We start from the raw sequence: 24,368 nt of genomic DNA on the forward strand, positions 1-24,368 counted from the left end.
CCGTTGGAGTGGTCCGCTCCGGATCGACACGGGCACCGCAGGCGGACCGGGCCGCCCGTCGGTGGAAGAATCGGCGTTCGACACAGGGGGGCTGGGAGTCATGCGGTCGATATCCAGAAGCACGGCGGCGGTACTGCTCGGGCTGGTGCTGCTGACCGGGTGCAGCGACGCACCGCCGGAGGACTGGCGGCTGCCGACCGCCGTACCGACCCAGTGGCGGGGCGAACTGGCCCAACGCTGGCAGGAGTTGAAGACCTGGCGGGACGAGGACTGGGACCGCTGGGCCAAGCAGCACCTGTTCGAGAACCCGGTGGTCCGGGACCTCTGGGGTCCGGAACGGATGGTCGACGCCCCACCGCAGCAGCCGGTCCCGGCGCCGTCCCCCACCGCCGCTCCCCCCGAGGTGGAGCCTGGCCCGGTGCAGGCCGTCCCGGTGCCCCGGCCGTACACCCGCTACCCGGCCTCCGGGAAGGTGTTCTCCACCGCACCGGGCGGTGGCACCGGCCAGTGCTCCGCCACGGTGGTGGCCGACCCGGCCCACCCGGGGCGGAGCAACCTGGTCTGGACGGCCGGGCACTGCGTGCACGAGGGCAGCGGCGGCGGCTGGTTCAAGAACCTGATCTTCGTACCGGCCTACAACAGCTCCGGCGCGGCCGCCGGGAAGAAGGCCACGCTGGCCGAGGTCGCCCCGCTCGGGCAGTGGTGGGCGGACAACGTGATCAGCTCACCGCAGTGGATCGCCGAGGGCGGCCACAGCGGCAACGCCGCCAACCAGTACGACTTCGCCGTACTCAAGGTGCACAACCCCGACGGCAGCGGCCGCTCGCTGGAGGAGACCGTGGGCACCGCCGTCCCGGTCTGGTTCGACGCCCCGCGCGAGCAGCTCGCCGTCTCGGTCTGGGGCTACCCCTCCGCCAAACCGTTCGACGGCCGCGAACTGTACCGCTGCGACGCCGGCCGCCCGGCCCGGCTGTCCTTCGACGCGACCCGGCCACCGATGCTCTCGGCCGGCTGCACCATGACGGCCGGCTCCAGCGGCGGCGGCTGGTTCGCCACCATGCCGGACGGCCGCGAGGCCCTGGTCAGCAACACCTCGATCGGCAACCTGGCCCACACGGCCCTGAACGGCCCGTACCTCGAGGACGTCGCCCGCCAGGCGCTGGACTACTTCTCCCGGAAACCATCAGGGGCTCGGGGAACTGCGACGCCGACCTCGTAAAAGGTCTCTCCCGCGTGCACGGTCAGGCACTTTCGCCTGTGACCCGCACGCCAGATCTCGTCGCAGTTCCCCGAGCCCCTGGACCGTAAATGGCTGAACTCAGCTCTGCGTGACCACCGCGTACTTCTCCAGCTCGGCCGCCAGCTCCGCCGCCACCTTGGCGTGCAGCAGCGTGCCCTCACCCGTGTGCTCGGTGGAGATCGGCTCCCCCTCCGCGTGCACCCGGGAGACCAGGTCGCCACGGGTGTACGGGATCAGCGCCTGCACCTCGATGGCCGGCCGCGGCAGCTCACTGTCGATCAGCTGCAGCAGCTCCTCCATGCCCAGCCCCGAACGGGCCGACACCACGATGGCGTGCGGCTCGCGGCGGAGCAGCCGCTGGAGCACCAGCGGGTCGGCCGCGTCGGCCTTGTTGATCACCACGATCTCCGGCACGTTCTGTGCCTCGACCGAGACGATCACCTCCCGGACGGCGGCCAGCTGGGTCTCCGGCTCGGGGTGCGAACCGTCCACCACGTGCAGGATGAGGTCCGCCTCGGCGACCTCCTCCATGGTCGAACGGAACGCCTCGACCAGGTGGTGCGGCAGGTGCCGGACGAAGCCGACCGTGTCGGCCAGGGTGTAGACCCGGCCGCTCGGGGTCTGCGCCCGGCGGACCGTCGGGTCCAGGGTGGCGAACAGCGAGTTCTCCACCAGGACACCGGCGCCGGTCAGGCGGTTGAGGATCGAGGACTTGCCCGCGTTGGTGTAGCCCGCGATGGCGACCGAGGGGACCTGGTTGCGACGGCGCTCCTGGCGCTTGGTGTCGCGGCCCTTCTTCATGTCGACGATCTCCCGGCGGAGCTTCGCCATCTTCTCGCGGATCCGCCGACGGTCGGTCTCGATCTTGGTCTCACCGGGACCACGGGTGGCCATACCGCCACCGGAGGAACCGGAGCCACCGCCACCCATCTGCCGGGACAGCGAGGCACCCCAGCCACGCAGCCGCGGCAGCATGTACTGCATCTGCGCGAGCGAGACCTGCGCCTTGCCCTCCCGGGACTTGGCGTGCTGGGCGAAGATGTCGAGGATCAGGGCCGTCCGGTCGACCACCTTGACCTTGACCACGTCCTCCAGCTGGATCAGCTGACCCGGGGTCAGCTCACCGTCGCAGACCACGGTGTCGGCGCCGGTGGAGGCGACGATGTCGCGCAGCTCCCGCGCCTTGCCGGAGCCGATGTAGGTCGCGGGGTCGGGCTTGTCGCGGCGCTGGATCACGCCGTCGAGCACCTCGGAGCCAGCGGTCTCGGCGAGGGCGGCGAGCTCGGCCATCGAGTTCTCCGCCTCCTCGACCGTGCCGTCGGTCCAGACACCGACGAGCACCACGCGCTCCAGGCGGAGCTGGCGGTACTCGACCTCGGTGACGTCCTGCAGTTCGGTGGAGAGACCGGCGACCCGGCGCAGCGCGGCGCGCTCGCTCCGGTCGTACTGCTCCCCGTCATATCGGTCGAAGGCCTCGTCGTTCGCCGCGAGGTCCTCGTCCATCAGGGCTTCCGCCCGGAGGTCCGTCAGCCGCTTGCCCTGGCTGTCGGAATTGCTGCGGCTCTCGAACGTGGAGGTCAATCTCATCCTTAGGTAGATCGGGAGGGGCCGGTGCGCCATGCGCACCTGGGAGTGTGCCCCGTCTGACGCCCCGATACCAGGTGGCGAGCCGAGCTACCCCTGCAGGCCGCGGCCGGCACCGGAACCACTACGTCCGGTGAACGCCACGGACCGGCCGTGAATTCCCCACGATGGTCGCACGCCCGCCCCGACCGGGTCATCCCGATTTCCCCGCTCCGGACCGGGCCGGTAGACGTCGTAGACCCCGGAGACCCGCAGCATCGCCCGCATCAGCAGCGGCAGCGTGGCCGCCGCCGGCAGCTCGACCGTGTAGCTGTGCCGGACCCGCAGCTGCTGCGGCGGCTCCACTTCGGCCGCAATGATGCCGACACCCTCGGCCGAGATCGCCGCCGTCAGATCGGCCAGCAGCCGGGGACGGTTCAACGCCTCGGCCCGCAGGGTCGCCCGGAAGCCGTCGGCAGGGGCGGCGCCCGGCACCCAGCACGGCCCGACCGGCTCCCGGCCGGCCTCCCGCAGCTGCTCGCCCACCGGACAGTGGGTCCGGTGCACGGCCACCGCCCCGCCCCGGATCAGGTAGCCGGTCAGCTCGTCCGGCGGCACCGGCGTACAGCACCGGGACAGCCGGACCACCCCGCCCGAGCGTCCCGGCACGGTCACCGGCGCCTGCCGCCGCCCGGCGGACGGGACACCGGCGGGCGCCGGCTTGGCCGCCCCCGCATCCGGCTGAGGCGCCCCGGCCGGGCGGTCGGCCAGCCAGCGTTCGATCGCCAGCCTGGCCCCCGGGGTACGGACGTACTCCAGCCACTCGACGGCCGGCCCGGACGCCTCGGCGGCCTGCTCGGTCAGCACCGCCAGCACGTCACCGTCCCGGAGCGTGGTGGAGAGCGCGACCAGCCGCCCGTTCACCCGGGCCCCCAGACAGCGGTGGCCGGTCTCCTCCCCCAGCAGGTACGCGGCGTCCACGCAGCTCGCGCCGGACGGCAGGTGCAGTGTCTCGCCCTGCTCGGTGACGGCGGTGACCTCCCGGTCGTCGGACAGGTCCGAGGTGAGCGCGGACCAGAAGGTGTCCGGGTCCGGGGTCTCCTGCTGCCACTCCAGCAGCCGGCTCAGCCAGCCGGGCCGGGCCGGGTCGTTCCGCTCCGGGTCCTCGGGGCCGTCCTGGTGCGGATCGCCCAGGGCGACCACGCCGAACTGGGCCACCCGGTGCATCTCCCGGCTCCTGACCAGGACTTCGACCACCTCGCCGGCCGGCAGCGCGACCGCCGTGTGCAGCGACTGGTACAGGTTGAACTTGGGTGCCGCGACGAAGTCCTTGAACTCCCCGGGCAGCGGCGTCCAGCAGGTGTGCAGCTCGCCGAGCACCGCGTAGCAGTCGGCGTTCTCCTCCACCACCACCAACAGCCGCCCGAAGTCGGCGGGTTGGAGATCCTGCGGCAGACCGTCGAGCCCGGCGGCGGCGGTCCGCTTGAGCAGCACCCGGTGCACGGACACACAGTGCCTGGGCCGCACGGTGACGGTGGCCGTCACCCCGGACTCGGCCAGCTGCCGGGTCAGCGCCTCGGCGAACGGCTGCAGCAGCTCCTCGGGCCGCTCGTCGTACGCCGCGATCAGCGCACCGGTGCGGGCGTACTCCTCCGGGTGCAGAGTGGCGAACACGATGTCCTCCAACTCGGCCTTCAGCACCTGGATCCCGAGCCGCTCGGCCAACGGGATCAGCACGTCCCTGGTCACCTTGGCGATCCTGATCCGGCTGGCGGGCTTCATGTGCCGGATGGTCCGCATGTTGTGCAGCCGGTCGGCGAGCTTGATCACCATCACCCGGATGTCGTCGCCGGTGGCCACCAGCATCTTCCGGAAGGTCTCCGCCTCGGCCGCCGCACCGAGGTCCACCTTCTCCAACTTGGTGACGCCGTCCACCAGATAGGCCACCTCGGGCCCGAACTCCTCGGCCACCTGAGCCAGCGTCACTTCGGTGTCCTCGACCGTGTCGTGCAGCAGCGACGCCACCAAGGTCGTTGTCCCGGCCCCGAGTTGAGCCAGAATCATGGTCACCGCGAGCGGATGGGTGATGAACGGCTCCCCGCTCTTCCGGGTCTGCCCCCGGTGACTGGCCTCCGCCGTCCGGTACGCCCGGCCGAGCAGCGCCAGGTCCGCCTGCGGGTGGTGGCGCCGATGCGCCTCCACGATCGGCTCGATCGCGTCCGGGAGCGGGGCGCGGCCGGTGGCCAGTACGGCGGCACGGCCTGCCCGGCCCAGGGAGGCTCGGTTGAGTCTGCCCCGGGAGCGCTTTCCAGCCTCGGCATCGACGGTCATCTGCACCTCCGGCAGCGATGGTCCATGCTACCGAGCAGAGCACGTTCCGCGACCCCTTGCTCCCGCACCGTCACCAACTCCACCCGAACGGGGGGATTCGCTCCGCACCCGACGGGGAAGTACAGCCGCACCTTTTTGCTACTGCATCAACCACCAGGGGCTCGGGGAACTGCGACGCGACCTCGTACAAGGTGATACGTACGTAGCTGGTCAGGCACTTTCGCAGTGACCCGCGCCTGCCTAGATGTGCAGCGTCCCGGTGGCGACGATCTCCGCCGGCCCCGCCATCTCGATCCGGCCGTCCGGGTGCTCGGTGATCAGCAGGGTGCCGCCGGGCAGGTCGACGGTATAGGTGACCGCCCGGCCGGTGACCGAGGGGTCGAGGTGGTGGCGGCGGGCCGCCGCGACGGCCACCGCGCAGGCGCCGGTACCGCAGGAGCGGGTCTCGCCGGAGCCCCGCTCGTGCACCCGCATCGCGACGTGCCGCGGTCCGCGCTCCACCACGAACTCGACGTTGACCCCCTCGGGGTACACACCGGCCGTGACGCCGGGTGCGGTGAACAGGTCACCGGCCTGGGCCAGCTCGTCGACGAACGCGACCGCGTGCGGATTGCCCATGTTGACGTTGAGCGCCGGCCAGACCTGATCGCCGACCGTCACCTCGACCCCGTCGGGACCGGGCAGCCGGACCTTGCCCATGTCGACCGTGATCAGACCCGGACCGTCGGTGGTGTCCTCCGCGACCCGCACGGTGAGCACACCGGCCCGGGTGGCGATCGGGATCAGGCCCGGCTTGGCCAGCCCGGCCTCGACCAGGTAGCGGGCGAAGACCCGGCTGCCGTTGCCGCACATCTCGGCGATCGAGCCGTCGGCGTTCCGGTAGTCCATGAACCACTCGGCCCGGTCGGCCATGGCCACCGCCGCCGGGTCGGCCGCCGCCCGGACCACCCGGATCAGGCCGTCGCCGCCGATACCGGCCCGGCGGTCGCACAGGGCGGCGACCTCGGCCGGGCCGAGGTCGAGCAGACCGTCCCCGTCCGGGACGATCACGAAGTCGTTCTGGGTGCCGTGGCCCTTGAGAAAGGGGAGACCGAAGGTCTTGGATGCGCTCACAGAGCCGATGGTACTGAGGCCGCCCCGTCAGGAGGCGAGGTGGACCACACGCCAGACGGCGAGGCCGACCGCTACCGCGGCGGCCAGGGTGTAGAGCGCGATCGCCTTGCGACCGGCCCGCAGGCCGCTGCCCCGGCGCGGGACGCCGGGCCACTTGTACCCGGCCATCCGGGCGGCCATCGCGCCCCAGCCGACCGAGGCGGCGGTGAGCAGCAGGCCGAGCATCCCGATCATCGCGGAGGCGCCGTCCCCGGAGCCGAAGGCGAGCGGGAAGGCGAACATCAGCGCACCGGCGGCGCCGACCAGCACGATCGGCAGGATCTGCCACCAGCGCAGCCGACGGAGCGGCCGGATCTCCCGCTCGTGGACCACGCCGGGTGCGGCCAGGTCGGCGAGGGCGGGCAGCGCCAGGGCGTACGAGGTGGGTATCTGGGCTTCGGACAGCACCAGTTCGGCGCTGACGCTGCTCGGCAGTTCCTCGGTTTCGGGGCCGGTTCCCATGGACACGCGGCCTCCCCTGACGGTTCGACACGAGCCAACGGACTCGCGGGTGTAGGAGCGGCCCGCGCGGCCGACCCCTGGTTGTTCTCGATAATGGCATGTCCGGTGCCGCCGACGCGGGTCCCATCGGGCCGTCGGGTGATCCGTGGCCAGGACGTGATGCGCCTGTAACCCTCAGTTGGTCGTGCACTTGCAGCTGCACCGGCCGGATGGCCGGAAACCGCTCAGATCTGACGGACAATCAGCTCCAGGGACCGTTCCAGCAGCGCAGTCGGGTCCGCACCGGTCGGGCGGGCCAGCCAGTGGATCCGGTCGTCCCGGCGGAACCAGGACTCCTGGCGGCGGGCGAACCGCCTGGTCGCCCGCACGGTTTCGGCCTTCGCCTCGTCCTCGGTGCAGTCGCCCGCGAAGTGGGCCAGCACCTGCTGGTAGCCGAGCGCCCGGGAGGCGGTCAGCCCGTCCCGCAGGCCCTGCGCCTCCAGCGCGCGGACCTCGGCCGGCAGGCCGGCCTCCCACATCCGGTCCACCCGCAGCTCGATCCGGCGGTCCAGCTCCGGACGCTCCACCTGGACGCCGATCTGCACCGTGTCGTACACGGCGGTGTTGGTCGGCAGGCTGGCGGTGAACGGACGGCCGGTGATCGCGATGACCTCCAGCGCCCGGACCACCCGGCGGCCGTTGCTGGGCAGGATCGCCTCGGCGGCGGCCGGGTCCAGCTCGGCCAGCCGCCGGTGCAGCGCACCACTGCCGAGCTGCTCGCACTCGGCCTCCAGCCGGGCCCGGACCGCCGGGTCCGTGCCGGGGAACTCCATCTCGTCGATCGCCGCCCGGACGTACAGCCCGGAGCCGCCGACCAGCACGGGCGTCCGGCCCTCGGCGAGCAGCCGGTCGATCGAAGCCCGGGCCAGCCGCTGGAACTCGGCGACGCTGGCGGCCTCGGTGACGTCCCAGATGTCCAGCAGGTGGTGCGGGATGCCGCCGCGCTCGGCGGTGGTGAGCTTCGCGGTGCCGATGTCCATGCCCCGGTAGAGCTGCATCGAGTCGGTGTTGATCACCTCGCCGCCGAGCGCGGTGGCGATGGCGACCGCCAGGTCGGACTTGCCCGCGGCGGTCGCACCGACCACGGAGACGACGCGGGGCTGGATGACGGGAGAGCTGCTCACGGGCCAAGTCTCGCAAAGATCGGGAGTGGCGCCGTGTCTCGGGTCGTCACTCTGGGGAAGGATATGAACGGTATGACCTATTTTCTCCGTCCGCCGGGCGGACCAGCGAAGGAGAGCGACGGACCATGGGCTTGATGGACAACCTCAAGGGCAAGGCCGAGGAGCTCAAGGACAAGGCCAGCGAACTCGCGGGCAAGCACAACGAGAAGATCGACCACATGGTCGACAAGACCGGCAGCGCCGTGGACAAGGCCACCAAGGGCAAGTACAGCAACAAGATCGAGACCGGCACGAGCAAGGCCAAGGGCGCGGTCGACCACTTCGCCGCCAAGCCCAAGGACGAGGGTCGGAGCTGACCCGCTGTCAGCTCCAGGAGGCCACGAAGTAGCCCACCCCGTACGGGGCCTCGTCGTACCGCAGCCTCCCGTTCAACCCGGCGCCCTGAGCAGCTCCCGCGAGGACCTGCCAGGGCGCCCGTCCGTCCGCCTGGAGCTCCGCCGACACCCCGGGGTCGAGCGCGGCCAGCGCGGTCAGGTCCGCCGCTCCCAGGGCCCGGGCCGCTGCGGCGTCGTAGCCCTCGGCGCGGTCGTCGAGATAGCCCGGCGCCTTGACCGACCGGCAGGCGCTGCCGCCGCCGAGCACCAGCAGACCGACCCGGTCGGCCAGTTCGGCCAGCCCGCCGCCCAGGCCGAGCAGCCGCTCGGTCGGCGCATCGGCCGGGACGGCACACGCGTGGGTGGGGGTGGTCGCCCCCGCCTGCTCCAGCAGCCAGGCCCCGACGGCCAGCGACGGCGCGAGCTCCGGACCGTCCACCCCGCCCGAGGGCAGCCGCACCACCCGGGGCACGCCGTACCGGTGGAACGAACCCACCCCGCCCTCGGTCCACACCCCGGCCTCCGGTCCGGCGCCGACCAGCACGATCAGCTCCGCCCCCGAGGCCGACAACTCCCGCACCGCCGCCAGGCAGGCGGCCCGCAGCGGCTCCAGTTCGGGCGCCGCACCCGAGGCGACCTCGGGGACCAGCAGCGGCGGGCAGGGGACGACGGCAGCGGCAACGAGCATGACGATCACCTTACCGAGCCTTTTGCAGAGCGCTCGGTTGCACTACCCAGGGGCTCGGGGCCCTGTTGATTTGCGGCTCCGCCGCGGGGCGAGGAGATCTGGCGTTCGGGTCACTGCGAAAGTGCCTGACCACCTACGCACGGATCACCTTTTCCGAGGCCGGCGTCGCAGTTCCCCGAGCCCCTGTCTGCCGAACGTCAGTCGCCGCAGCCGGTCACGACCGGAAGCGCGGCCGGAACCCCGATGGTGGGCAGGCCGAGCATCACGCCGGCCGGCTTCGGGGCCGGTCGGCCCTGCCGCTTCTCCCAGGCGTCGCCCGCGCGGGTGCGGCGGACGGCCAGGGTGGGGCCCTCGGCGAGCAGGTGGTGCGGGGCGGCGTAGGTGATCTCGACCGTCACCGTGTCGCCCGGGCGGACCGACTCGGTGGGGCGGGTGAAGTGAACGAGCCGGTTGTCGGGGGCGCGGCCGGAGAGCCGGTCCGTCCGGTCGTCCTTCTTGCCCTCGCCCTCGGCGACCAGGATCTCCAGGGTGCGGCCGACCTGCTTCTTGTTCTCCTCCCAGGAGATCTCCTCCTGGAGGGCGATCAGCCGGTTGTAGCGCTCCTGCACCACGGCCTTGGGGATCTGCCCCTCCATCTCGGCGGCCGGGGTGCCGGGCCGCTTGGAGTACTGGAAGGTGAAGGCGTTGGTGAAGCGGGCCTCGCGGACCGCGTGCATGGTCTGCTCGAAGTCCTCCTCGGTCTCGCCGGGGAAGCCGACGATGATGTCGGTGGAGATCGCCGCGTCCGGCATCGCCTCGCGGACCTTGCGGATGATGCCGAGGAAACGGTCCTGCCGGTACGAGCGCTTCATCGCGCGCAGCACGGTGTCCGAACCGGACTGCATCGGCATGTGCAGCTGGTGCATCACGTTCGGGGTCTCCGCCATCGCGGCGATCACGTCGTCGGTGAAGTCGCGCGGGTGCGGCGAGGTGAAGCGGATCCGCTCAAGGCCCTCGATCTGCCCGGCCGCCCGGAGCAGCTTGGAGAACGCCTCCCGGTCGCCCAGGTCGGAGCCGTACGCGTTGACGTTCTGGCCGAGCAGGGTGACCTCGATGACGCCCTCGCCGACCAGCGCCTCGATCTCGGCGAGCACGTCGCCGGGGCGGCGGTCCTCCTCCTTGCCGCGCAGTGCGGGGACGATGCAGAAGGTGCAGGTGTTGTTGCAGCCGACCGAGATCGCCACCCAGGCCGCGTACGCCGACTCGCGCCGGGTCGGCAGGGTGGACGGGAAGGTCTCCAGCGACTCCAGGATCTCCACCTGGGCCTGCTGCTCGATCCGGGCCCGCTCCAGCAGCGCCGGCAGGTGCCCGATGTTGTGGGTGCCGAAGACCACGTCGACCCAGGGGGCCCGCTTCACGATGGTGTCGCGGTCCTTCTGGGCCAGGCAGCCGCCGACGGCGATCTGCATGTCCTTGTTCCGGGTCTTCGCCGGGGCGAGCTGGCCGAGGTTGCCGTACAGCTTGTTGTCGGCGTTCTCGCGCACCGCGCAGGTGTTGAAGACCACCAGGTCGGGATCACCCTCCTGGTCGGCCTTCACGTACCCGGCGTCCTCGAGCAGCCCGGAGAGGCGCTCGGAGTCGTGCACGTTCATCTGGCAGCCGTACGTGACGACCTTGTAGCTCTTGGAATCCTGGCTCGTACCCACGGACCCAAGAGTACGAGAACCGGATCGGGCTCCGTGACCCTCTCCCTTTCCCGGGCCCGGCCTGGCAGTATCCAACCCCATGACCTGGAGACCCGACGCCCTGCCGAACGCAGTGGCCCGCAGCCGGCTCGGCCGGACGGCCGCCGCGTTGCTGCTGGTCATCGGCGGGCTGGGCGGCTGGTGGCTGGCCGCGGCCGACGACACGGACTACCCGCGCGGCGAGGTCGGCTTCGCCACCGGAGTCCAGCGAGGTGTGTACGACCGGTACGGACAGCTGCTCCGCAGCTACCTGCACACCGCGATGCCCGGGGTCGAACTGCGCCTGGACAACTCGCAGGGCTCGATCGACAACCTGGACCGGGTCGCCTCCGGCCGGGACGCGTTCGCGATCGCCACCGCCGACGCGGTGGCCAGCTACCGGGGCGACGGCAAGGACCGGCTGCGCGGGATAGCCCGGCTGTACGACGACTACCTGCAACTGGTGGTGCCCGCCGACTCCAAGGTGCAGCGGGCCGCTGACCTCAAGGGCCTGCGGGTCGGGGTCGGGCAGAGCCGGTCCGGCGTCCTGCTGGTGACGAAGCGTCTGCTGGCCTCGGCCGGACTGGATCCGGACCAGGACGTGGCCGCCGCGAACCTCGGCGTCGGTGACGCCGCCGACCAACTGAAGAACGGTCAGCTGGACGCCTTCTTCTGGTCCGGCGGGCTGCCCACCAGCGCGCTGAGCGATCTCTCGGACCAGTTCGCGATCCGGATCGTCCCGCTCGGCGACCTGGCCGAGTCGGTCGGCCACGGCGAGGGCGGCGGCGCCGACGCCTACCGCGCCGCCACCATCCCGGCCGACGCCTACCCCAAGGCCCACCCCGCCGCGACGCCGGTGGCGACCCTGGCCGTCCCCAACCTGCTGATCACCCGCGATGACGTCGACCCGGCCCTGGTGGAGCGGATGACCCAGGCCGTGATCGACAGCCGCGACGCGATCGGCGCCGAAGTGCACGCCGCCCAGGTGGTGGACCTCCGCACGGCCGTCTACACGGACCCGCTGGCGCTGCACGAGGGTGCCCGGCGCTACTACCTGTCGGTCAAACCGTAAGTTGCACTACCCAGGGGCTCGGGGAACTGCGAGGAGATCTGGCGCCGGGGTCACCTGCGAAAGTTCCTGACCACCTACGTACGGATCACCTTGCAAGGGTCGGCGTCGCAGTTCCCCGAGCCCCTGACCGTGGCTGGCTGAGCGCCTGCGAAAAGTCACCGCGGCCGAGGGACCGTCAGGTGGACCGAGAGGCCCGTCGGGGTGACCGGGGCGAAGTCGAGGGAGCCGCCGCCGGCCAGCAGGAGGGTGCGGGCGATGGAGAGGCCGAGGCCGGAGCCGTCGACGTTCTGGTGGCGGGGGCTTCGCCAGAAACGGTCGCCGATCCGGGCGAGTTCCTCTTCGGTGAGGCCGGGGCCCGCATCGGAGACGGTGAGGGTGACCTCGCGTTTGCCGCGCTCGACGCCGAGCCGGACGGCCCCGCCGCTCGGGGTGAACTTGAGCGCGTTGTCGAGCACCGCGTCGAGCGCGCTGCCGAACCCGATCGGGTCGGCCAGCCCGACCGCGGTGGCCGGACCGTCCCAACCGAGCTGGATGCCGCGCTGGTTGGCGACCTGCTGCCAGGCGTCGATCCGGGCCAGCGCGAGGTCGGCGAGGTCGACGTGCTCGGGTTCGGGGCGGGCGTGTTCGGCGGTGGCCAGGCCGAGCAGGTCGTCGAGCACCCGGGCCAGCCGGACGCCCTCCTCCCGGACCGCGCCGAGCTCCGCATCGTGGCCTTCCGGGAGTTCGAGACCGAGCAGTTCGACCCGTAGCAGCAGGGCGGCCAGTGGGTTGCGCAGCTGGTGCGAGGCGTCCGCCACGAAGGCCCGCTGCTGGTCCAGGGAGATCAGTACGTTGTCCGCCATGTCGTTGAACGACCGGGCCAGCCGCCGGAGTTCGGGGGGACCGCTGCTGGGGGCGACCCGGGCGTTCATCCGGCCGGTGGCGATGTCGTGGGTGGCCCGGTCCAGGGTGCGGACCGGGCGCAGCACCCAGCCGGTCAGCCGCATCGAGAGCAGGATGGCCGCGATCATGGCGAGCGACTCACCCGCACCGATGCCGAGCCAGCGGTAGAGGATCCGGTGCCGCAGCGCCCCGGTGGGCGACTCGGTGATCACCACCGCGATCACGTCACCGTCGCGGACCACCGGGGCGGCCACGGTGAGCGTGCGGTCGGGTGTCCAGGGCCAGGCCTGCGGCGGGTTCTGGCTGCGGCGACCGTCCACCGCCTCCTGGAAGGCCTGTGATCCGGAGCCGGTGGTCGGGCCCTGCCAGTCGGCGGGAGCCACCGCCACCGCGCTGCCGTCCCGGTGGAAGATGCCGACCTTGATCCCGTACAGCTCGTGGTAGCGCTGGACCTCGCCGACCAGGGCGTGCAGCCGGCCGCCGTCGCCGTCCACGGGGGTGGGGTCGCCCTTGACGGCGGTGCCCGCGGTGGGGCGACCCTGGGTGGGCAGACTCTGGGCGAACCGGGCGGCGTCGTCCATCCGGTCGACCACCACCTTGCTCTGCTCGGCAGCGGCCATCGCGGCCGCCAACGGCACCCCGAGAGCGGCCAGGACGGCGGTCATCAGGGAGAGCAGGATGCCGAGCAGACGGGTACGCACGGGGGATCAGCCGGCCGGCTGTTCGGGGATCAGGCGGTAGCCGACCCCACGGACGGCCTCGACCAGGCCGGGCAGCGCGAGCTTGGTGCGCAGCGAACCGATGTGCACCTCGAGGGTCCGGCCGTTGCCCTCCCAGCCGGAGCGCCAGACCTCGCTGAAGATCTGCTCCCGCCGGTAGACCACGCCAGGGCTCTGCGCGAGCAGCGCCAGCAGGTCGAACTCCTTGCGGGTGAGCGGGACATCGCGCCCCTGCACACTGACCCGGCGGCGTTCGCGGTCGATCAGGATGCCGCGGGCCTCCAGCGGCCCGGCCTGGCTGACCGGCTCGGCCGGTTCGGCGGCGAGGCCGCGGCGGGCCACCGCGTGGATCCGGGCGAGCAGTTCGCCCATGTCGTACGGCTTGGTGACGTAGTCGTCGGCGCCGAGGTTGAGGCCGTGGATCCGGGATCTGATGTCGGCCCGCGCGGTCACCATGATCACCGGGACGCCGCTGTGCGCACGGATCCGGCTGCACACCTCGAAGCCGTCCCGGTCGGGCAGACCGAGGTCGAGCAGCACCACCCGGTACGGGTCGCTGCCGTCCGGCACCAGCGCGTCCAGCGCCTCGTGCCCGCTGCGGGCGTGCCTGACCTGGAAGCCGTGCCGGCCGAGCACCGCGACCAGCGCGGCGGCCACCCGTTCGTCGTCCTCGACGAGCAGCAGTCGCATCCTGGGCCTCCGTTCGGTGTCCGATCCCTGCGGAGTATTGTCCAGTCCGCTCCGTCTGTCACGGCCGGACCGGTCGGCGACACAGCGTGGCCGGATCGTGATGCTCAAGTAATCCTCAGATCGGCTGACGTGGCTTGGTCAGCGCCCTAAGGTCGGCCCAACCGGGGGCTGCGAGCTCCGCCGGCGAACAGCCCCCGGGATCAGCACCGCCCCCTGTGAGGACAACCTCAGGGGTTCGCCCACGAGGGAGCCAGGCGCGATGACCGAGACCACCGTCAGTGACTCCACCGCCGCTCCGCTGGTGGTGCTGAGCGGTGTGAACAAGCACTTCGGCGCCCTGCACGTGCTCCAGGACATCGACCTGGAGATCCGCCAGGGCGAGGTCGTGGTGCTTATCGGCCCGTCCGGCTCCGGCAAGTCGACCCTGTGCCGGACCATCAACCGGCTGGAGACGATCGACTCGGGCGCGATCTCGATCGACGGCCGCCCGCTGCCCGCCGAGGGCAAGCAGCTGGCCAAGCTCCGGGCCGAGGTCGGCATGGTGTTCCAGAGCTTCAACCTCTTCGCGCACAAGACCGTGCTGGAGAACGTGGTGCTCGGCCAGGTGAAGGTGCGCAAGGTCGCCCGCGCCGAGGCCGAGAAGACCGCGCACGCACTGCTGGAGCGGGTCGGGCTGGCAGCGCACGCGGCCAAGTACCCGGCCCAGCTCTCCGGTGGCCAGCAGCAGCGGGTGGCGATCGCCCGCGCGCTGGCGATGAACCCGAAGGTGATGCTCTTCGACGAGCCCACCTCGGCGCTCGACCCGGAGATGATCAACGAGGTGCTGGAGGTCATGCGCAGTCTGGCCGCCGAGGGGATGACCATGGTCGTGGTCACCCACGAGATGGGCTTCGCCCGCTCCGCCGCCAACCGCGTGCTCTTCATGGCCGACGGAAAGATCGTCGAGGAGAACACCCCGGAGGCGTTCTTCACCGCGCCCCGCAGCGACCGTGCCAAGGACTTCCTTTCGAAGATCCTGCACCACTGAGGCCCCCACTGACCTAGCGTCAGTCTTCTGTCATGCCCTGAACTCCCCGTGCCCGGACACTCCGTGGCCATTCCAGAGGAGAGCTCCTTCCATGAGGACTCGTCGTACCATCGCTGCCGCCATGTCCGTGCTGGCCCTGACCGCCGTCGCGGCCTGTGGCAAGGAGGCCCCCGTGGCCGCCGACACCGCCGCCAAGCTGCCGACCTACACGGTGAAGACCGACGCCAAGGTGGAGGGCTCGAAGACCTTCGACGAGGCCAAGAAGCGCGGCAAGCTGGTCATCGGCGCCAAGGCCGACCAGCCGTACCTGGGCTTCGAGAACACCGCCACCGGCGCCCGTGAGGGTTTCGACATCGAGATCGCCAAGATGATCGCGGCCGACCTGGGCTTCGCGGCAGACAAGATCGAGTTCAAGACGATCAACTCGGCCAACCGTGAGACCTCGCTCATGGGCGGCCAGATCGACTACTACGTCGGTACCTACACCATCAACGACACCCGCAAGCAGAAGGTCTCCTTCGCCGGCCCGTACTACGTCGCCGGCCAGGACCTGCTGGTGCTCAAGGACAAGGCCGAGTTCACCGGCCCCGAGTCGGTCAAGGGCAAGAAGGTCTGCTCCGCGACCGGCTCCACCTCGGTGAAGAAGATCGAGGAGTTCGAGCCGGTCAAGCCGGTCACCCAGTACGACACCTACGCCCAGTGCGTGGACAAGCTGCTCACCAACGAGGTCGACGCGGTCACCACCGACGACGCGATCCTCAAGGGCTTCGCCGCCAAGAACGCCGGCAAGCTCAAGGTGGTCGGCAAGACCTTCTCCAAGGAGCCCTACGGCATCGGCCTCGCCAAGGAGGACACGGCCTTCCAGACTGCCGTGGCCGCCGCGCTGAAGGCGCACGAGGACAACGGCGACTGGAAGAAGGCGTACGACGCCACCCTCGGTCTCTCGGGCGCTGCGGCTCCAGAGATCCCGGCCCTGACCAACTGACCCGTCCAGTAACGAAAGGAGGGCCGCCGGTATGGGCAGACTGTTCGAGAACGGCAACTTGGCGCTGTTCCGGGACGGCTTCCTGCAGACGGTCGAACTCAGCGCGCTGAGTGCGCTGTTCGCCCTGCTGCTGGGCACCCTGCTGGCGGCCTTCCGGGTCTCCCCGGTCCCGGTGCTGCGGCTCTTCGGCACCGTCTGGGTGAACACCTTCAGGAACACCCCGCTGACCGTGCTGTTCTTCGCGGTGGTCTTCGGACTCCCCCGGCTGGGCGTGCACTTCGACAACTTCACCTTCGCGGTGATCGCCCTGTCCGCGTACACCGCCTCGTTCGTCTGCGAGGTGCTCCGCTCGGGCATCAACACCGTCCAGGTCGGCCAGGCCGAGGCGGCCCGCAGTCTGGGGATGACGTTCAGTCAGACCCTGACCCAGGTGGTGCTGCCGCAGGCGGGCCGGACGGTGCTGGGGCCGATGAGCAGTGTGTTCATCGCGCTCCCCCGCAACTCGGCGATCGCGGGCGCGTTCAGCGTCTCGGAGCTGTACCACTACCAGCAGACCATGACCGACCTCGGCTACGGCATCTTCCTGATCTTCTTCTGGGTGGCGCTTGCCTATCTCTTCCTGAGCGCCTGCGTGGCCCTGATCTTCCGCTTCCTCGAGACCCGACTGGCGGTGGCCCGATGAGCGGCAGCAGCGTTCTCTACGACGTCCCCGGCCCCCGGGCCAAGGCTCGCAACCTGATCCTCGGGGTGCTGGCAGGTGTCGGTCTGCTCGGACTGCTCTGGTACGTCTACCGGAGCCTGGCCGACGCCAACCAGTTCACCGCGGCGATGTGGGACCCGTTCCAGTACAAGGTGGCCCAGGAGAAGATCCTGACCGGCCTGCTGGACACCCTCAAGGCCTTCGCCACGGCGGCCGTGCTCTCGCTGATCCTCGGCGCGCTGCTCGCGGCGGGCCGGCTCTCCGACCACAAGCCGGTCCGGGCGGTGTGCACGGCGATCGTGCAGTTCTTCCGGGCGATGCCACTGCTGATCATGATCTTCGCGCTGTACCAGTCGCTCTTCACCACCTCCCCGTTCTGGGGCCTGGTGATCGGGCTGACCCTGTACAACGGCGCGGTCCAGGCCGAGATCATCCGCTCCGGCATCAACGCCGTGCCGCGCGGACAGGGCGAGGCCGCCTTCGCGCTCGGCCTGCGCAAGACCCAGGTGATGGGCACCGTGCTGGTCCCGCAGGCGGTCCGCTCGATGCTGCCGGCCATCATCGGCCAGCTGGTCGTCACCCTGAAGGACACCTCGCTCGGCTTCGTCATCACCTACCCCGAGCTGCTCTACGTCGGGAAGCTGATCGCCGGCACCACGGCCACTCCGGACGGTTATCCGTACATCCCGGTCACCATCATCATCGGCGCGATCTACATCACGCTGTGCCTTCTTCTCACGGCGCTCGCCAAGTGGCTCGAGGGCCGGAGCCGCCGCGGCGCGAACCGGCGTACACCTGCCGCTGCTTGACGGACACCCAGGTGATCTGTTGCATTGCTCTTCGTGACACCACCCGGGACCTCTGAGAGCCTGACTGCATATCCGGGCCGCATGCCCGGGCCGGATATGCGGTCGGGCTCTGCCGCCCTTTCGGCTCCTCCGACCATGTGCGAGGTCCCGCCGTGGACCCGGTGATCATCGTCGGGGCCGGTCCGGTCGGCCTGGCCCTGGCCCTCGCGCTGGCCAAGCAGGACGTGCCCAGCGTCGTCCTGGACGAAGGCGCGGGGGTCTGCTCCGAGGGCCCGCGCAGCGTCGTGCTCACCCATGACAGCACCGCCTTCCTGACCCGGCTCGGCTACCAGCGGGCCGCCTCCGACGCCGCGAGCTGGGACGCCTTCACCATCTGGCGCCGCCGCACCGAGGTGCTCAGGATGCCGCTGGACGGGATCACCCACCTGCCGCAACACCGGCTGCACCGCGGTCTGCGGGACGCGGTCACCGCCACCCCGCTGATCCAGCTCAGCCCGCTCACCCGGCTGGTCGAGCTGGAGCAGGACAAGGACGGCGTCAGCGCGCGTAGCGTCAACTCGCAGACCAACGCCGTCACCTGGTGGCGCGGCAGTCATCTGGTCGGCTGCGACGGGGCCCGCTCGACCGTCCGCAAACTGCTCAAGGTGCGCTTCCCCGGCCGCCCCGCCGTCGACCGGCACGCGGTGGCCACCATCCGGGTGGACCTGCCGTTCGCGGGCGAGGCCCGGCTGCACCGCGAACCCCCGTGGCGGGGCGACCGCGAGGCCTCCGCCCGCCCGCTCCCGGACGGGCTCTGGCGGCTCGACTGGCGGCTGCCCCCCGGCCGCCCGGCCCCCACCGCCCCGGTCGACCCACACGCCACCTGGCCCGGCATCGTCACCGGCGACACCCTGCTCGCCCGGGTGAAATCCACCCTGACCGGCTGGTGCGGCGAACTCCCCCCGTACGAACTGCTGGCCGCCGCCGACCACACCGCCCAGCAGCGGCTGGCCGCCCGGTTCCGGGTCGGCCGCTGCTTCCTGGCCGGGGACGCCGCCCACCTGCACGGCGCACTCGGCATGCAGAATCTCGCCGACGGCCTGCGGGACGCCGACAACCTGTCCTGGCGGCTCGCGCTGGCCTGGCACCTGCACTCCGGCTCCACCCTGCTGGACGGCTACGAGACCGAACGGCGCGGAGCGGTCGGCGCCCGGCTGCGCGCGGTCGACCAGGCGATGCCGCTGCTCCGGCCGCTGCGCGGCTGGCAGCAGACCCGGCGGTCGCTGCTCACCGGCTCGTTCCGCAAGCACGCCCCGCTGCTGGCGGACGGTCAGCTCGGCACCGGCCGGTTCGGCGGCGCGCCCGCCTACCCCGAGGCGCCGTCCGGCATCCCCGGCCGGGTCCCGCCCCAGCGCGGCGGCCGGGGCACCTCACTGACCGAGCAACTCCCGCCGACCGCCGCCGGGGTGCTCGCCCCCGACCTGCCGGTGACCACCACCGACGGCAGCACCGACCGGCTGCACGCCCGGCTCGGGGCCGGCTTCCTGCTGCTGCTGGTCGCCCCCGGCACCACGGTCTGGTCCTCCCAGCACTGGCTCTCGGCCGGCCTGATGCCCCGGCTGACCTCCCTGGCCGCCGCCCTGCCGATCCCCACCGAAGTACTGGTCACCGACCAGTACCCGGCGGCCGATCCGCACACCGTCCTACTGATCCGCCCCGACGGCCACCTGGTCGGCTCCGCCCACGGCGCCGAGCCCGAGGCCCTCCAGGCCCTGGCCCAGCACGCCCGCGGCGGCCCGACCCCGATCACCAGCCCCTGACGGCCCGTCACCGGTCGCTCCCGTCACAGCCGGGAGCGACCTACCGGGCGAACTCCACCGCACGGCTCTCCCGGACCACGGTGATCCGTATCCGGCCCGGGAAGGTGAGCTCCTCGGCGACCCGCTTGGCCACCTCGCGGGCGATCACCTGGGCGCCGAGGTCGTCGACCAGCTCGGGCTGGACCATCACCCGGACCTCGCGGCCGGCCTGCATCGCGTACACCTTGGCGACGCCGTCGAACTCCCGGGCGATCTCCTCCAGCCGCTCCAGCCGTCGGACGTGGGCCTCCACCGACTCCTTCCGCGCGCCGGGCCGCCCGCCGGAGCAGGCGTCGGCGGCCTGGGTCAGCACCGCCTCCACGGTCTCCGGCTCGACCTCGCCGTGGTGCGCCTCGATCGCGTGCACCACCTCGGCGGACTCGCCCCAGCGCCGGGCGAACTCGGCCCCGACCGCCGCATGACTGCCCGTCACCTCGTGGCTCAGCGCCTTGCCCACGTCGTGCAGCAGAGCGGCCCGCCGCACCAGCGTCGCGTCCGCGCCCAGCTCGGCCGCCATCAGCCCGCCCAGGTTGGCGCTCTCCACCAGGTGCCCGAGCACGTTCTGGCCGTACGAGGTCCGGTACCGCAGCCGCCCCAGCATCCGGACCAGCTCCGGCTCCATCTCGCCGACCCGGGCCGCCAGCAGCGCGTCCTCGCCCGCCCGGGTACAGAGCCGCTCGATCTCCCGCAGGCTGCGGGCGTGCACCGTCTCGATCCTGGCCGGCTGGATCCGGCCGTCCGAGACCAGCACCTCCAGGGTGAGCCTGGCCGCCTCCCGGCGGACCGGGTCGAAACAGGACAGCTGCACCACGCCGGGGGTCTCGTCCACCACCAGGTTGACACCGGTGACGGCCTCGAAGGCGCGGATGTTCCGCCCCTCCTTGCCGATGATCCGGCCCTTCAACTCCTCGCCCGGCAGCCGGAAGACCGAGACCACGGTCTCCGCCGTCTGCTCACTGGCCAGCCGCTGCACCGCCCCGGCGACGATCTCCCGGGCCCGGGCCTCACCGTCCTCGTGGGCCCGCCGCTCGATCTCCCGGACGGTGACCACCGCCGCCCGGCGGGCCTCGGCCTCGGCCGCCTGCAGCACCTCGGCCCTGGCCTGACCGGCCGTCAGACCGGCCAGCCGCTCCAACTCCAGGCGCCGCTCGGCCTCCAGCTGGGTCTCCAGTTGGGCGACGGCCGCCTCACGCCGCTCCAGCTTCGCCCGCCTCCGGCCCACCTCGGCCTCGACGAACTCCACCGCGCCGACCGTCCGTCGCTCGGTGGCCCGCACCCAGCGGAACACCGCGCAGCCCAGCAGCAGCAACGCCCCGACGCACCCCATCGCGATCCACATCGGGCACCGCTCCGTCCTGCTCAGCACACATTTCTGTGAGGCTAAGCGCAGGTCACGAAACGGTCAAGATGTGCCGATGATCCATCACATCCGGGTGCTGAAAGTCCATCAGTCCTCCTCCGCCAGCACGTCCTTCACCGCTCGGAAGGCCAGCTCGCCCGAGTAGCCCCGCCGGGCCAGCATGCCGACCAGCCGCCGCGTCCTGACCTGCGGCTCGAGGGCGCGCATGGTCCGCAGCTTCCGGCGGACCAGCTCGCGCGCGGCCTCCCCCTCGTCCTCGCTGTCGACCTGCTCCAACGCGCGCTCGACCAGCTCCCCGGCCACCCCGCGCTGCCGCAGCTCCTGCGCCAGCGCCCGGCGACCGAGACCGCGGACGGCGTGCCGGGACTCGACCCAGGCCGCCGCGAACGCCCCGTCGTCGATCAGCCCGACCTCCTCGTAGCGGTCCAGCACCTCGGCCGCCACCTCGTCGGGGATCTCCTTCTTGCGCAGGACGTCGGCCAGCTGCTTGCGGGTCTTCGCCGTGCCGGTGAGCAGCCGCAGGCAGATGTCCCTGGCCTGGGCCGCCGGGTCGGTGGGGACGGCGGCCGGGCGGCGCTCCCGCTTCGGCTGCCGCTCCCGCTTCGACCTGGACGGCTCGGACGGCTCGGGGGGTTGCTCCGCCAGCAGGGGCGCCAGCTCCGTCCGGCGCCGCCGTCGGCCGCCGGTCAGCTCGGAGGCCCGCAGCAACTCCGGAAACACCTCGGCGCCGGGTYCACCCGAACCCGGCACCTCGATGTCACGCTCGTGCTTCACCGTCGGATCAGCTCTTCGCCGCCGCCGTCTTCTTCGCGGCCGCGGTCTTGGCGGCCGGCTTGGCCTCCCCCTCGACGGGGCCCGCGACGGCGCCCGCGGCGGCGTCGGCCGGGGCCTCCTCCTCCGCCACCTTCGGGCCGATGCCGAGCTTCCGCTTGATCTTCAGCTCGATCTCCTCGGCCAGCTGCGGGTTGTCCCGGAGGAAGTTCCGCGCGTTCTCCTTGCCCTGGCCGAGCTGGTCGCCCTCGTACGTGTACCAGGCGCCGGCCTTGCGGACGAAGCCGTGCTCGACACCCATGTCGATCAGGCCGCCCTCCCAGCTGATGCCGTGGCCGTAGAGGATGTCGAACTCGGCCTGCTTGAACGGCGCGGCGACCTTGTTCTTGACGACCTTGACGCGGGTGCGGTTGCCGACCGCCTCGGTGCCGTCCTTCAGGGTCTCGATCCGGCGGATGTCCAGCCGGACGGAGGCGTAGAACTTCAGCGCGCGGCCACCGGTGGTGGTCTCCGGCGAGCCGAACATCACACCGATCTTCTCGCGGAGCTGGTTGATGAAGATCGCGGTGGTGTTCGACTGGTTCAGCGCACCGGCGATCTTCCGCAGGGCCTGGCTCATCAGACGGGCCTGCAGACCGACGTGCGAGTCACCCATCTCACCCTCGATCTCGGCGCGCGGCACGAGCGCCGCGACCGAGTCGATGATGATCAGGTCGACCGCGCCGGAGCGGATCAGCATGTCGGTGATCTCGAGGGCCTGCTCGCCGGTGTCCGGCTGGCTGACCAGCAGGGCGTCGGTGTCCACGCCGAGCTTCTTGGCGTACTCCGGGTCGAGGGCGTGCTCGGCGTCCACGAACGCCACCGTGCCGCCGAGCTTCTGGGCGCTGGCCGCCGCGTGCAGGGTCAGCGTGGTCTTGCCGGAGGACTCCGGGCCGTAGATCTCGATCACCCGACCACGCGGCAGCCCGCCGACGCCGAGCGCGACGTCCAGCGCGGTGGACCCGGTCGGGATCACCTCGATCGGCTCGTTGGCCTTCTCACCGAGGCGCATCACCGAGCCCTTGCCGAACTGCCGCTCAATCTGGGCGAGTGCGGTCTCAAGGGCCTTCTCGCGGTCCGTACCTGCCATGGGTTCCACCCTCGGGTTCTGTCCTGTGCGCTTCATCGTTCTCGACGCTAGCGCGTCCCACTGACAATCCACCCCGAATGGGTCGTGCCTGTGGAAAACTCGCCGCACACCAGTATAGGGAACATCAGTTCGATTCAGGTCAACCGACCGACCCCCACACCCTCGCCGGGGTGATATCCGTCAGCTGTCGCCCTTGTCGCGCTTGTCGTCGCTGTCGTGCCGGTCGTGCCGGTCCGCCGAGGAGCCGCGCACCATCTGCCGCAGTCGCCGGGCCGCCTGCCGCCGGCGCTCCCGCCGTCCCTTGCGGTCCGCACCCCGGTCGATCCGGGGGTCGGTGGCCACCTCGTACCGCCGTACGTACGTCCCCACGAAGCCCTGCAGGGTGGCCGCCACCGGGATCGCGATCAGCGCGCCGACCGCACCGAGCAGCGCCGCGCCCGCGATCACCGAACCGAAGGCCACCGCGGGGTGCACGTCCACCGTCCGGGCGGTGATCCTCGGGTGCAGCAGGTAGTTCTCGATCTGCTGGTAGACGATCACGAAGATCAGCACCCAGAACGCGTCCACCGGCTCCACGGTCAGCGCCACCAGGATCGGCAGCGCGCCCGCCAGGTACGTCCCGATGGTCGGCACGAACTGCGACATGACGCCCACCCAGACCGCCAGCGCCGCCGCGTACGGCAGGCCGATCACGCTGAACATGATCCAGTGCGCGAAGGTCGAGGCGATCGCCAGCAGCGCCCGTGAGTAGAGGTACCCGCCGGTCTTGGCCAGCGCGATCTCCCAGGCCCGGAGCACCTCGGCCTGCTTGGCCGGCGGCAGCAGCGAGCAGACGGTGCGCCGCACCCGGGGCCCGTCGGCGGTGAAGTAGAAGGTGAACAGGCCGACCGTGAAGGCCTGGAACAGCCCGCCGATCAGGGTGCTGGAGACGCCCCAGACGTTGTCGGCGGCCTGTTGCGCGTACTTCTCGATGTTGCCGGAGTCCTTGAGCAACTTCTCCTGAAGTTGGTCCAGCGAGACGGTCTGATGGAACGTCCGGTTGAACCAGCCGAGCAGGTTCTCCACCAGGTGCGGCAGGTCACCGGCGATCTTCGCGACCTGGTCCACCAGCAGGGTGCCGAGTGCGGTGAGGAACCCGGCGATGGCGGCCGCAAGACCGATGAAGACCAGGAAGGTCCCGAGCCCCCGGCGCACCCCGCGCGCCGCCATCCGGTCCACGGCCGGCTCCATCGCCAGCGACAGGAAGAACGCCACCAGCAGCATCACCAGCAGGTCGATCAACTGCCGGAACGCCCAGTCCACCAGTTGGAACGCCCCGACCAGCAGCAGCGCCAGCACCATCGCCCGGGGCAGCCACTTCGGCATCCCCTGCCCCCACAGCGAGTCCCCTCTGGCCGCCATCTCGGCGGTCGGGACGGTCGGCACGTCGGACGGGTGTTCGGGATTCTGGGGATCAGAGCTACTGGCCACCCGCCCAGTCTTACCCAAAGCTCAGCGCAGCAGCGCCGACACCCCCTGGGTCAGACACACCACCCGCCAGACCTCCTTCACCTCCCAACCGGCCTCCAGCGCCTGACGGACCGTCCGCCCGCCCAGCTCGGCCATCAGGTGGTCGGCGGCGAACGACTCCGCGTACGCCTCGCCGAAGTGCTCGTACATCCGTCGCCAGAACTCGGTCAGCCTCATGCCCCAAGTATCCCGAATCAGCGC

The 24,368-nt window shown here is 71.3% G+C and carries 22 protein-coding genes; 8 read left to right on the plus strand and 14 right to left on the minus strand.

Annotated elements, in window-relative coordinates; translation table 11 throughout:
- The first annotated feature begins 100 nt into the window (after positions 1–100).
- Positions 101–1,219 carry a trypsin-like serine peptidase gene (locus ACXJMZ_RS13680; protein ID WP_457030290.1) on the plus strand — a complete coding sequence of 373 codons (1,119 nt, stop codon included), beginning with the start codon at positions 101–103 and terminating at the stop codon, positions 1,217–1,219.
- Positions 1,220–1,318: 99 nt separating this feature from the next.
- Here ACXJMZ_RS13680 and hflX read toward each other — a convergent pair whose 3' ends face one another.
- From hflX to miaA, 5 genes are all read right to left on the minus strand, one after another.
- Complete coding sequence (gene hflX / locus ACXJMZ_RS13685) at positions 1,319–2,821, minus strand: GTPase HflX (RefSeq protein ID WP_457030291.1); 1,503 nt, start codon at positions 2,819–2,821, stop codon at positions 1,319–1,321.
- A gap of 93 nt (positions 2,822–2,914) precedes the next feature.
- Positions 2,915–5,134: a RelA/SpoT family protein gene (locus ACXJMZ_RS13690; RefSeq protein ID WP_457030292.1), complete on the minus strand. Its 2,220-nt coding sequence runs from the start codon at positions 5,132–5,134 to the stop codon at positions 2,915–2,917.
- A 240-nt stretch (positions 5,135–5,374) separates the two neighbouring features.
- Complete coding sequence (dapF, locus tag ACXJMZ_RS13695; RefSeq protein ID WP_457030293.1) at positions 5,375–6,247, minus strand: diaminopimelate epimerase; 873 nt, start codon at positions 6,245–6,247, stop codon at positions 5,375–5,377.
- A 27-nt stretch (positions 6,248–6,274) separates the two neighbouring features.
- Positions 6,275–6,748 (minus strand): hypothetical protein, encoded by a 474-nt coding sequence (locus tag ACXJMZ_RS13700; RefSeq protein ID WP_457030313.1) that lies wholly within the window; start codon positions 6,746–6,748, stop codon positions 6,275–6,277.
- Between the two features lie 224 nt (positions 6,749–6,972).
- Positions 6,973–7,911, minus strand: coding sequence for a tRNA (adenosine(37)-N6)-dimethylallyltransferase MiaA (gene miaA, locus ACXJMZ_RS13705; protein ID WP_457030294.1), 939 nt, complete (start codon positions 7,909–7,911; stop codon positions 6,973–6,975).
- A gap of 125 nt (positions 7,912–8,036) precedes the next feature.
- On the opposite strand from miaA, the gene ACXJMZ_RS13710 reads away from it, so the two are divergent.
- The gene (locus tag ACXJMZ_RS13710) at positions 8,037–8,267 is read left to right on the plus strand and encodes an antitoxin (protein WP_457030295.1); all 231 of its coding nucleotides are present in this window, start codon (positions 8,037–8,039) and stop codon (positions 8,265–8,267) included.
- Between the two features lie 7 nt (positions 8,268–8,274).
- Here the strand turns inward: ACXJMZ_RS13710 and ACXJMZ_RS13715 are convergent, their stop codons facing one another.
- Complete coding sequence (locus tag ACXJMZ_RS13715; protein WP_457030296.1) at positions 8,275–8,973, minus strand: class III extradiol dioxygenase subunit B-like domain-containing protein; 699 nt, start codon at positions 8,971–8,973, stop codon at positions 8,275–8,277.
- A 197-nt stretch (positions 8,974–9,170) separates the two neighbouring features.
- On the minus strand, positions 9,171–10,658 hold the full coding sequence (miaB, locus tag ACXJMZ_RS13720; RefSeq protein WP_457030297.1) for a tRNA (N6-isopentenyl adenosine(37)-C2)-methylthiotransferase MiaB: 1,488 nt from the start codon (positions 10,656–10,658) through the stop codon (positions 9,171–9,173).
- Positions 10,659–10,737: 79 nt separating this feature from the next.
- On the opposite strand from miaB, the gene ACXJMZ_RS13725 reads away from it, so the two are divergent.
- Positions 10,738–11,748 (plus strand): TAXI family TRAP transporter solute-binding subunit, encoded by a 1,011-nt coding sequence (locus tag ACXJMZ_RS13725; protein WP_457030298.1) that lies wholly within the window; start codon positions 10,738–10,740, stop codon positions 11,746–11,748.
- Positions 11,749–11,903: 155 nt separating this feature from the next.
- Here the strand turns inward: ACXJMZ_RS13725 and ACXJMZ_RS13730 are convergent, their stop codons facing one another.
- Both ACXJMZ_RS13730 and ACXJMZ_RS13735 read right to left on the minus strand, forming a co-directional pair.
- Positions 11,904–13,331, minus strand: a complete 1,428-nt coding sequence (locus ACXJMZ_RS13730) for a sensor histidine kinase (RefSeq protein WP_457030299.1) — start codon at positions 13,329–13,331, stop codon at positions 11,904–11,906.
- A 6-nt stretch (positions 13,332–13,337) separates the two neighbouring features.
- A complete protein-coding gene (locus ACXJMZ_RS13735; RefSeq protein WP_057229433.1) occupies positions 13,338–14,039 on the minus strand; it encodes a response regulator transcription factor in 702 nt (233 codons plus the stop codon).
- A 259-nt stretch (positions 14,040–14,298) separates the two neighbouring features.
- On the opposite strand from ACXJMZ_RS13735, the gene ACXJMZ_RS13740 reads away from it, so the two are divergent.
- From ACXJMZ_RS13740 to ACXJMZ_RS13760, 5 genes are all read left to right on the plus strand, one after another.
- Positions 14,299–15,066 (plus strand): amino acid ABC transporter ATP-binding protein, encoded by a 768-nt coding sequence (locus tag ACXJMZ_RS13740; protein ID WP_457030300.1) that lies wholly within the window; start codon positions 14,299–14,301, stop codon positions 15,064–15,066.
- Positions 15,067–15,157: 91 nt separating this feature from the next.
- Positions 15,158–16,051 carry a glutamate ABC transporter substrate-binding protein gene (locus ACXJMZ_RS13745; protein ID WP_457030301.1) on the plus strand — a complete coding sequence of 298 codons (894 nt, stop codon included), beginning with the start codon at positions 15,158–15,160 and terminating at the stop codon, positions 16,049–16,051.
- A gap of 31 nt (positions 16,052–16,082) precedes the next feature.
- On the plus strand, positions 16,083–16,733 hold the full coding sequence (locus ACXJMZ_RS13750; protein ID WP_457030302.1) for an amino acid ABC transporter permease: 651 nt from the start codon (positions 16,083–16,085) through the stop codon (positions 16,731–16,733).
- Entirely contained in the window at positions 16,730–17,560 is an 831-nt protein-coding gene (locus ACXJMZ_RS13755; RefSeq protein WP_457030303.1) for an amino acid ABC transporter permease, read from the plus strand. Before ACXJMZ_RS13750 ends, ACXJMZ_RS13755 begins: the two co-directional genes overlap by 4 nt.
- Positions 17,561–17,712: 152 nt before the next feature.
- Positions 17,713–19,359, plus strand: coding sequence for an FAD-dependent monooxygenase (locus ACXJMZ_RS13760; protein ID WP_457030304.1), 1,647 nt, complete (start codon positions 17,713–17,715; stop codon positions 19,357–19,359).
- Between the two features lie 40 nt (positions 19,360–19,399).
- Here ACXJMZ_RS13760 and rny read toward each other — a convergent pair whose 3' ends face one another.
- The 5 genes from rny to ACXJMZ_RS13785 form a co-directional block, all read right to left on the minus strand.
- On the minus strand, positions 19,400–20,737 hold the full coding sequence (rny, locus tag ACXJMZ_RS13765; protein ID WP_457030305.1) for a ribonuclease Y: 1,338 nt from the start codon (positions 20,735–20,737) through the stop codon (positions 19,400–19,402).
- A 108-nt stretch (positions 20,738–20,845) separates the two neighbouring features.
- Positions 20,846–21,532 carry a regulatory protein RecX gene (locus tag ACXJMZ_RS13770; RefSeq protein ID WP_457030306.1) on the minus strand — a complete coding sequence of 229 codons (687 nt, stop codon included), beginning with the start codon at positions 21,530–21,532 and terminating at the stop codon, positions 20,846–20,848.
- Between the two features lie 7 nt (positions 21,533–21,539).
- Positions 21,540–22,658, minus strand: coding sequence for a recombinase RecA (gene recA / locus ACXJMZ_RS13775; protein WP_457030307.1), 1,119 nt, complete (start codon positions 22,656–22,658; stop codon positions 21,540–21,542).
- 180 nt (positions 22,659–22,838) lie between these two features.
- Entirely contained in the window at positions 22,839–24,128 is a 1,290-nt protein-coding gene (locus ACXJMZ_RS13780; RefSeq protein ID WP_457030308.1) for an AI-2E family transporter, read from the minus strand.
- Between the two features lie 21 nt (positions 24,129–24,149).
- Positions 24,150–24,344: a DUF3046 domain-containing protein gene (locus ACXJMZ_RS13785; protein WP_457030309.1), complete on the minus strand. Its 195-nt coding sequence runs from the start codon at positions 24,342–24,344 to the stop codon at positions 24,150–24,152.
- Positions 24,345–24,368 lie beyond the last annotated feature (24 nt).

Source organism: Kitasatospora sp. P5_F3, from assembly GCF_054049135.1.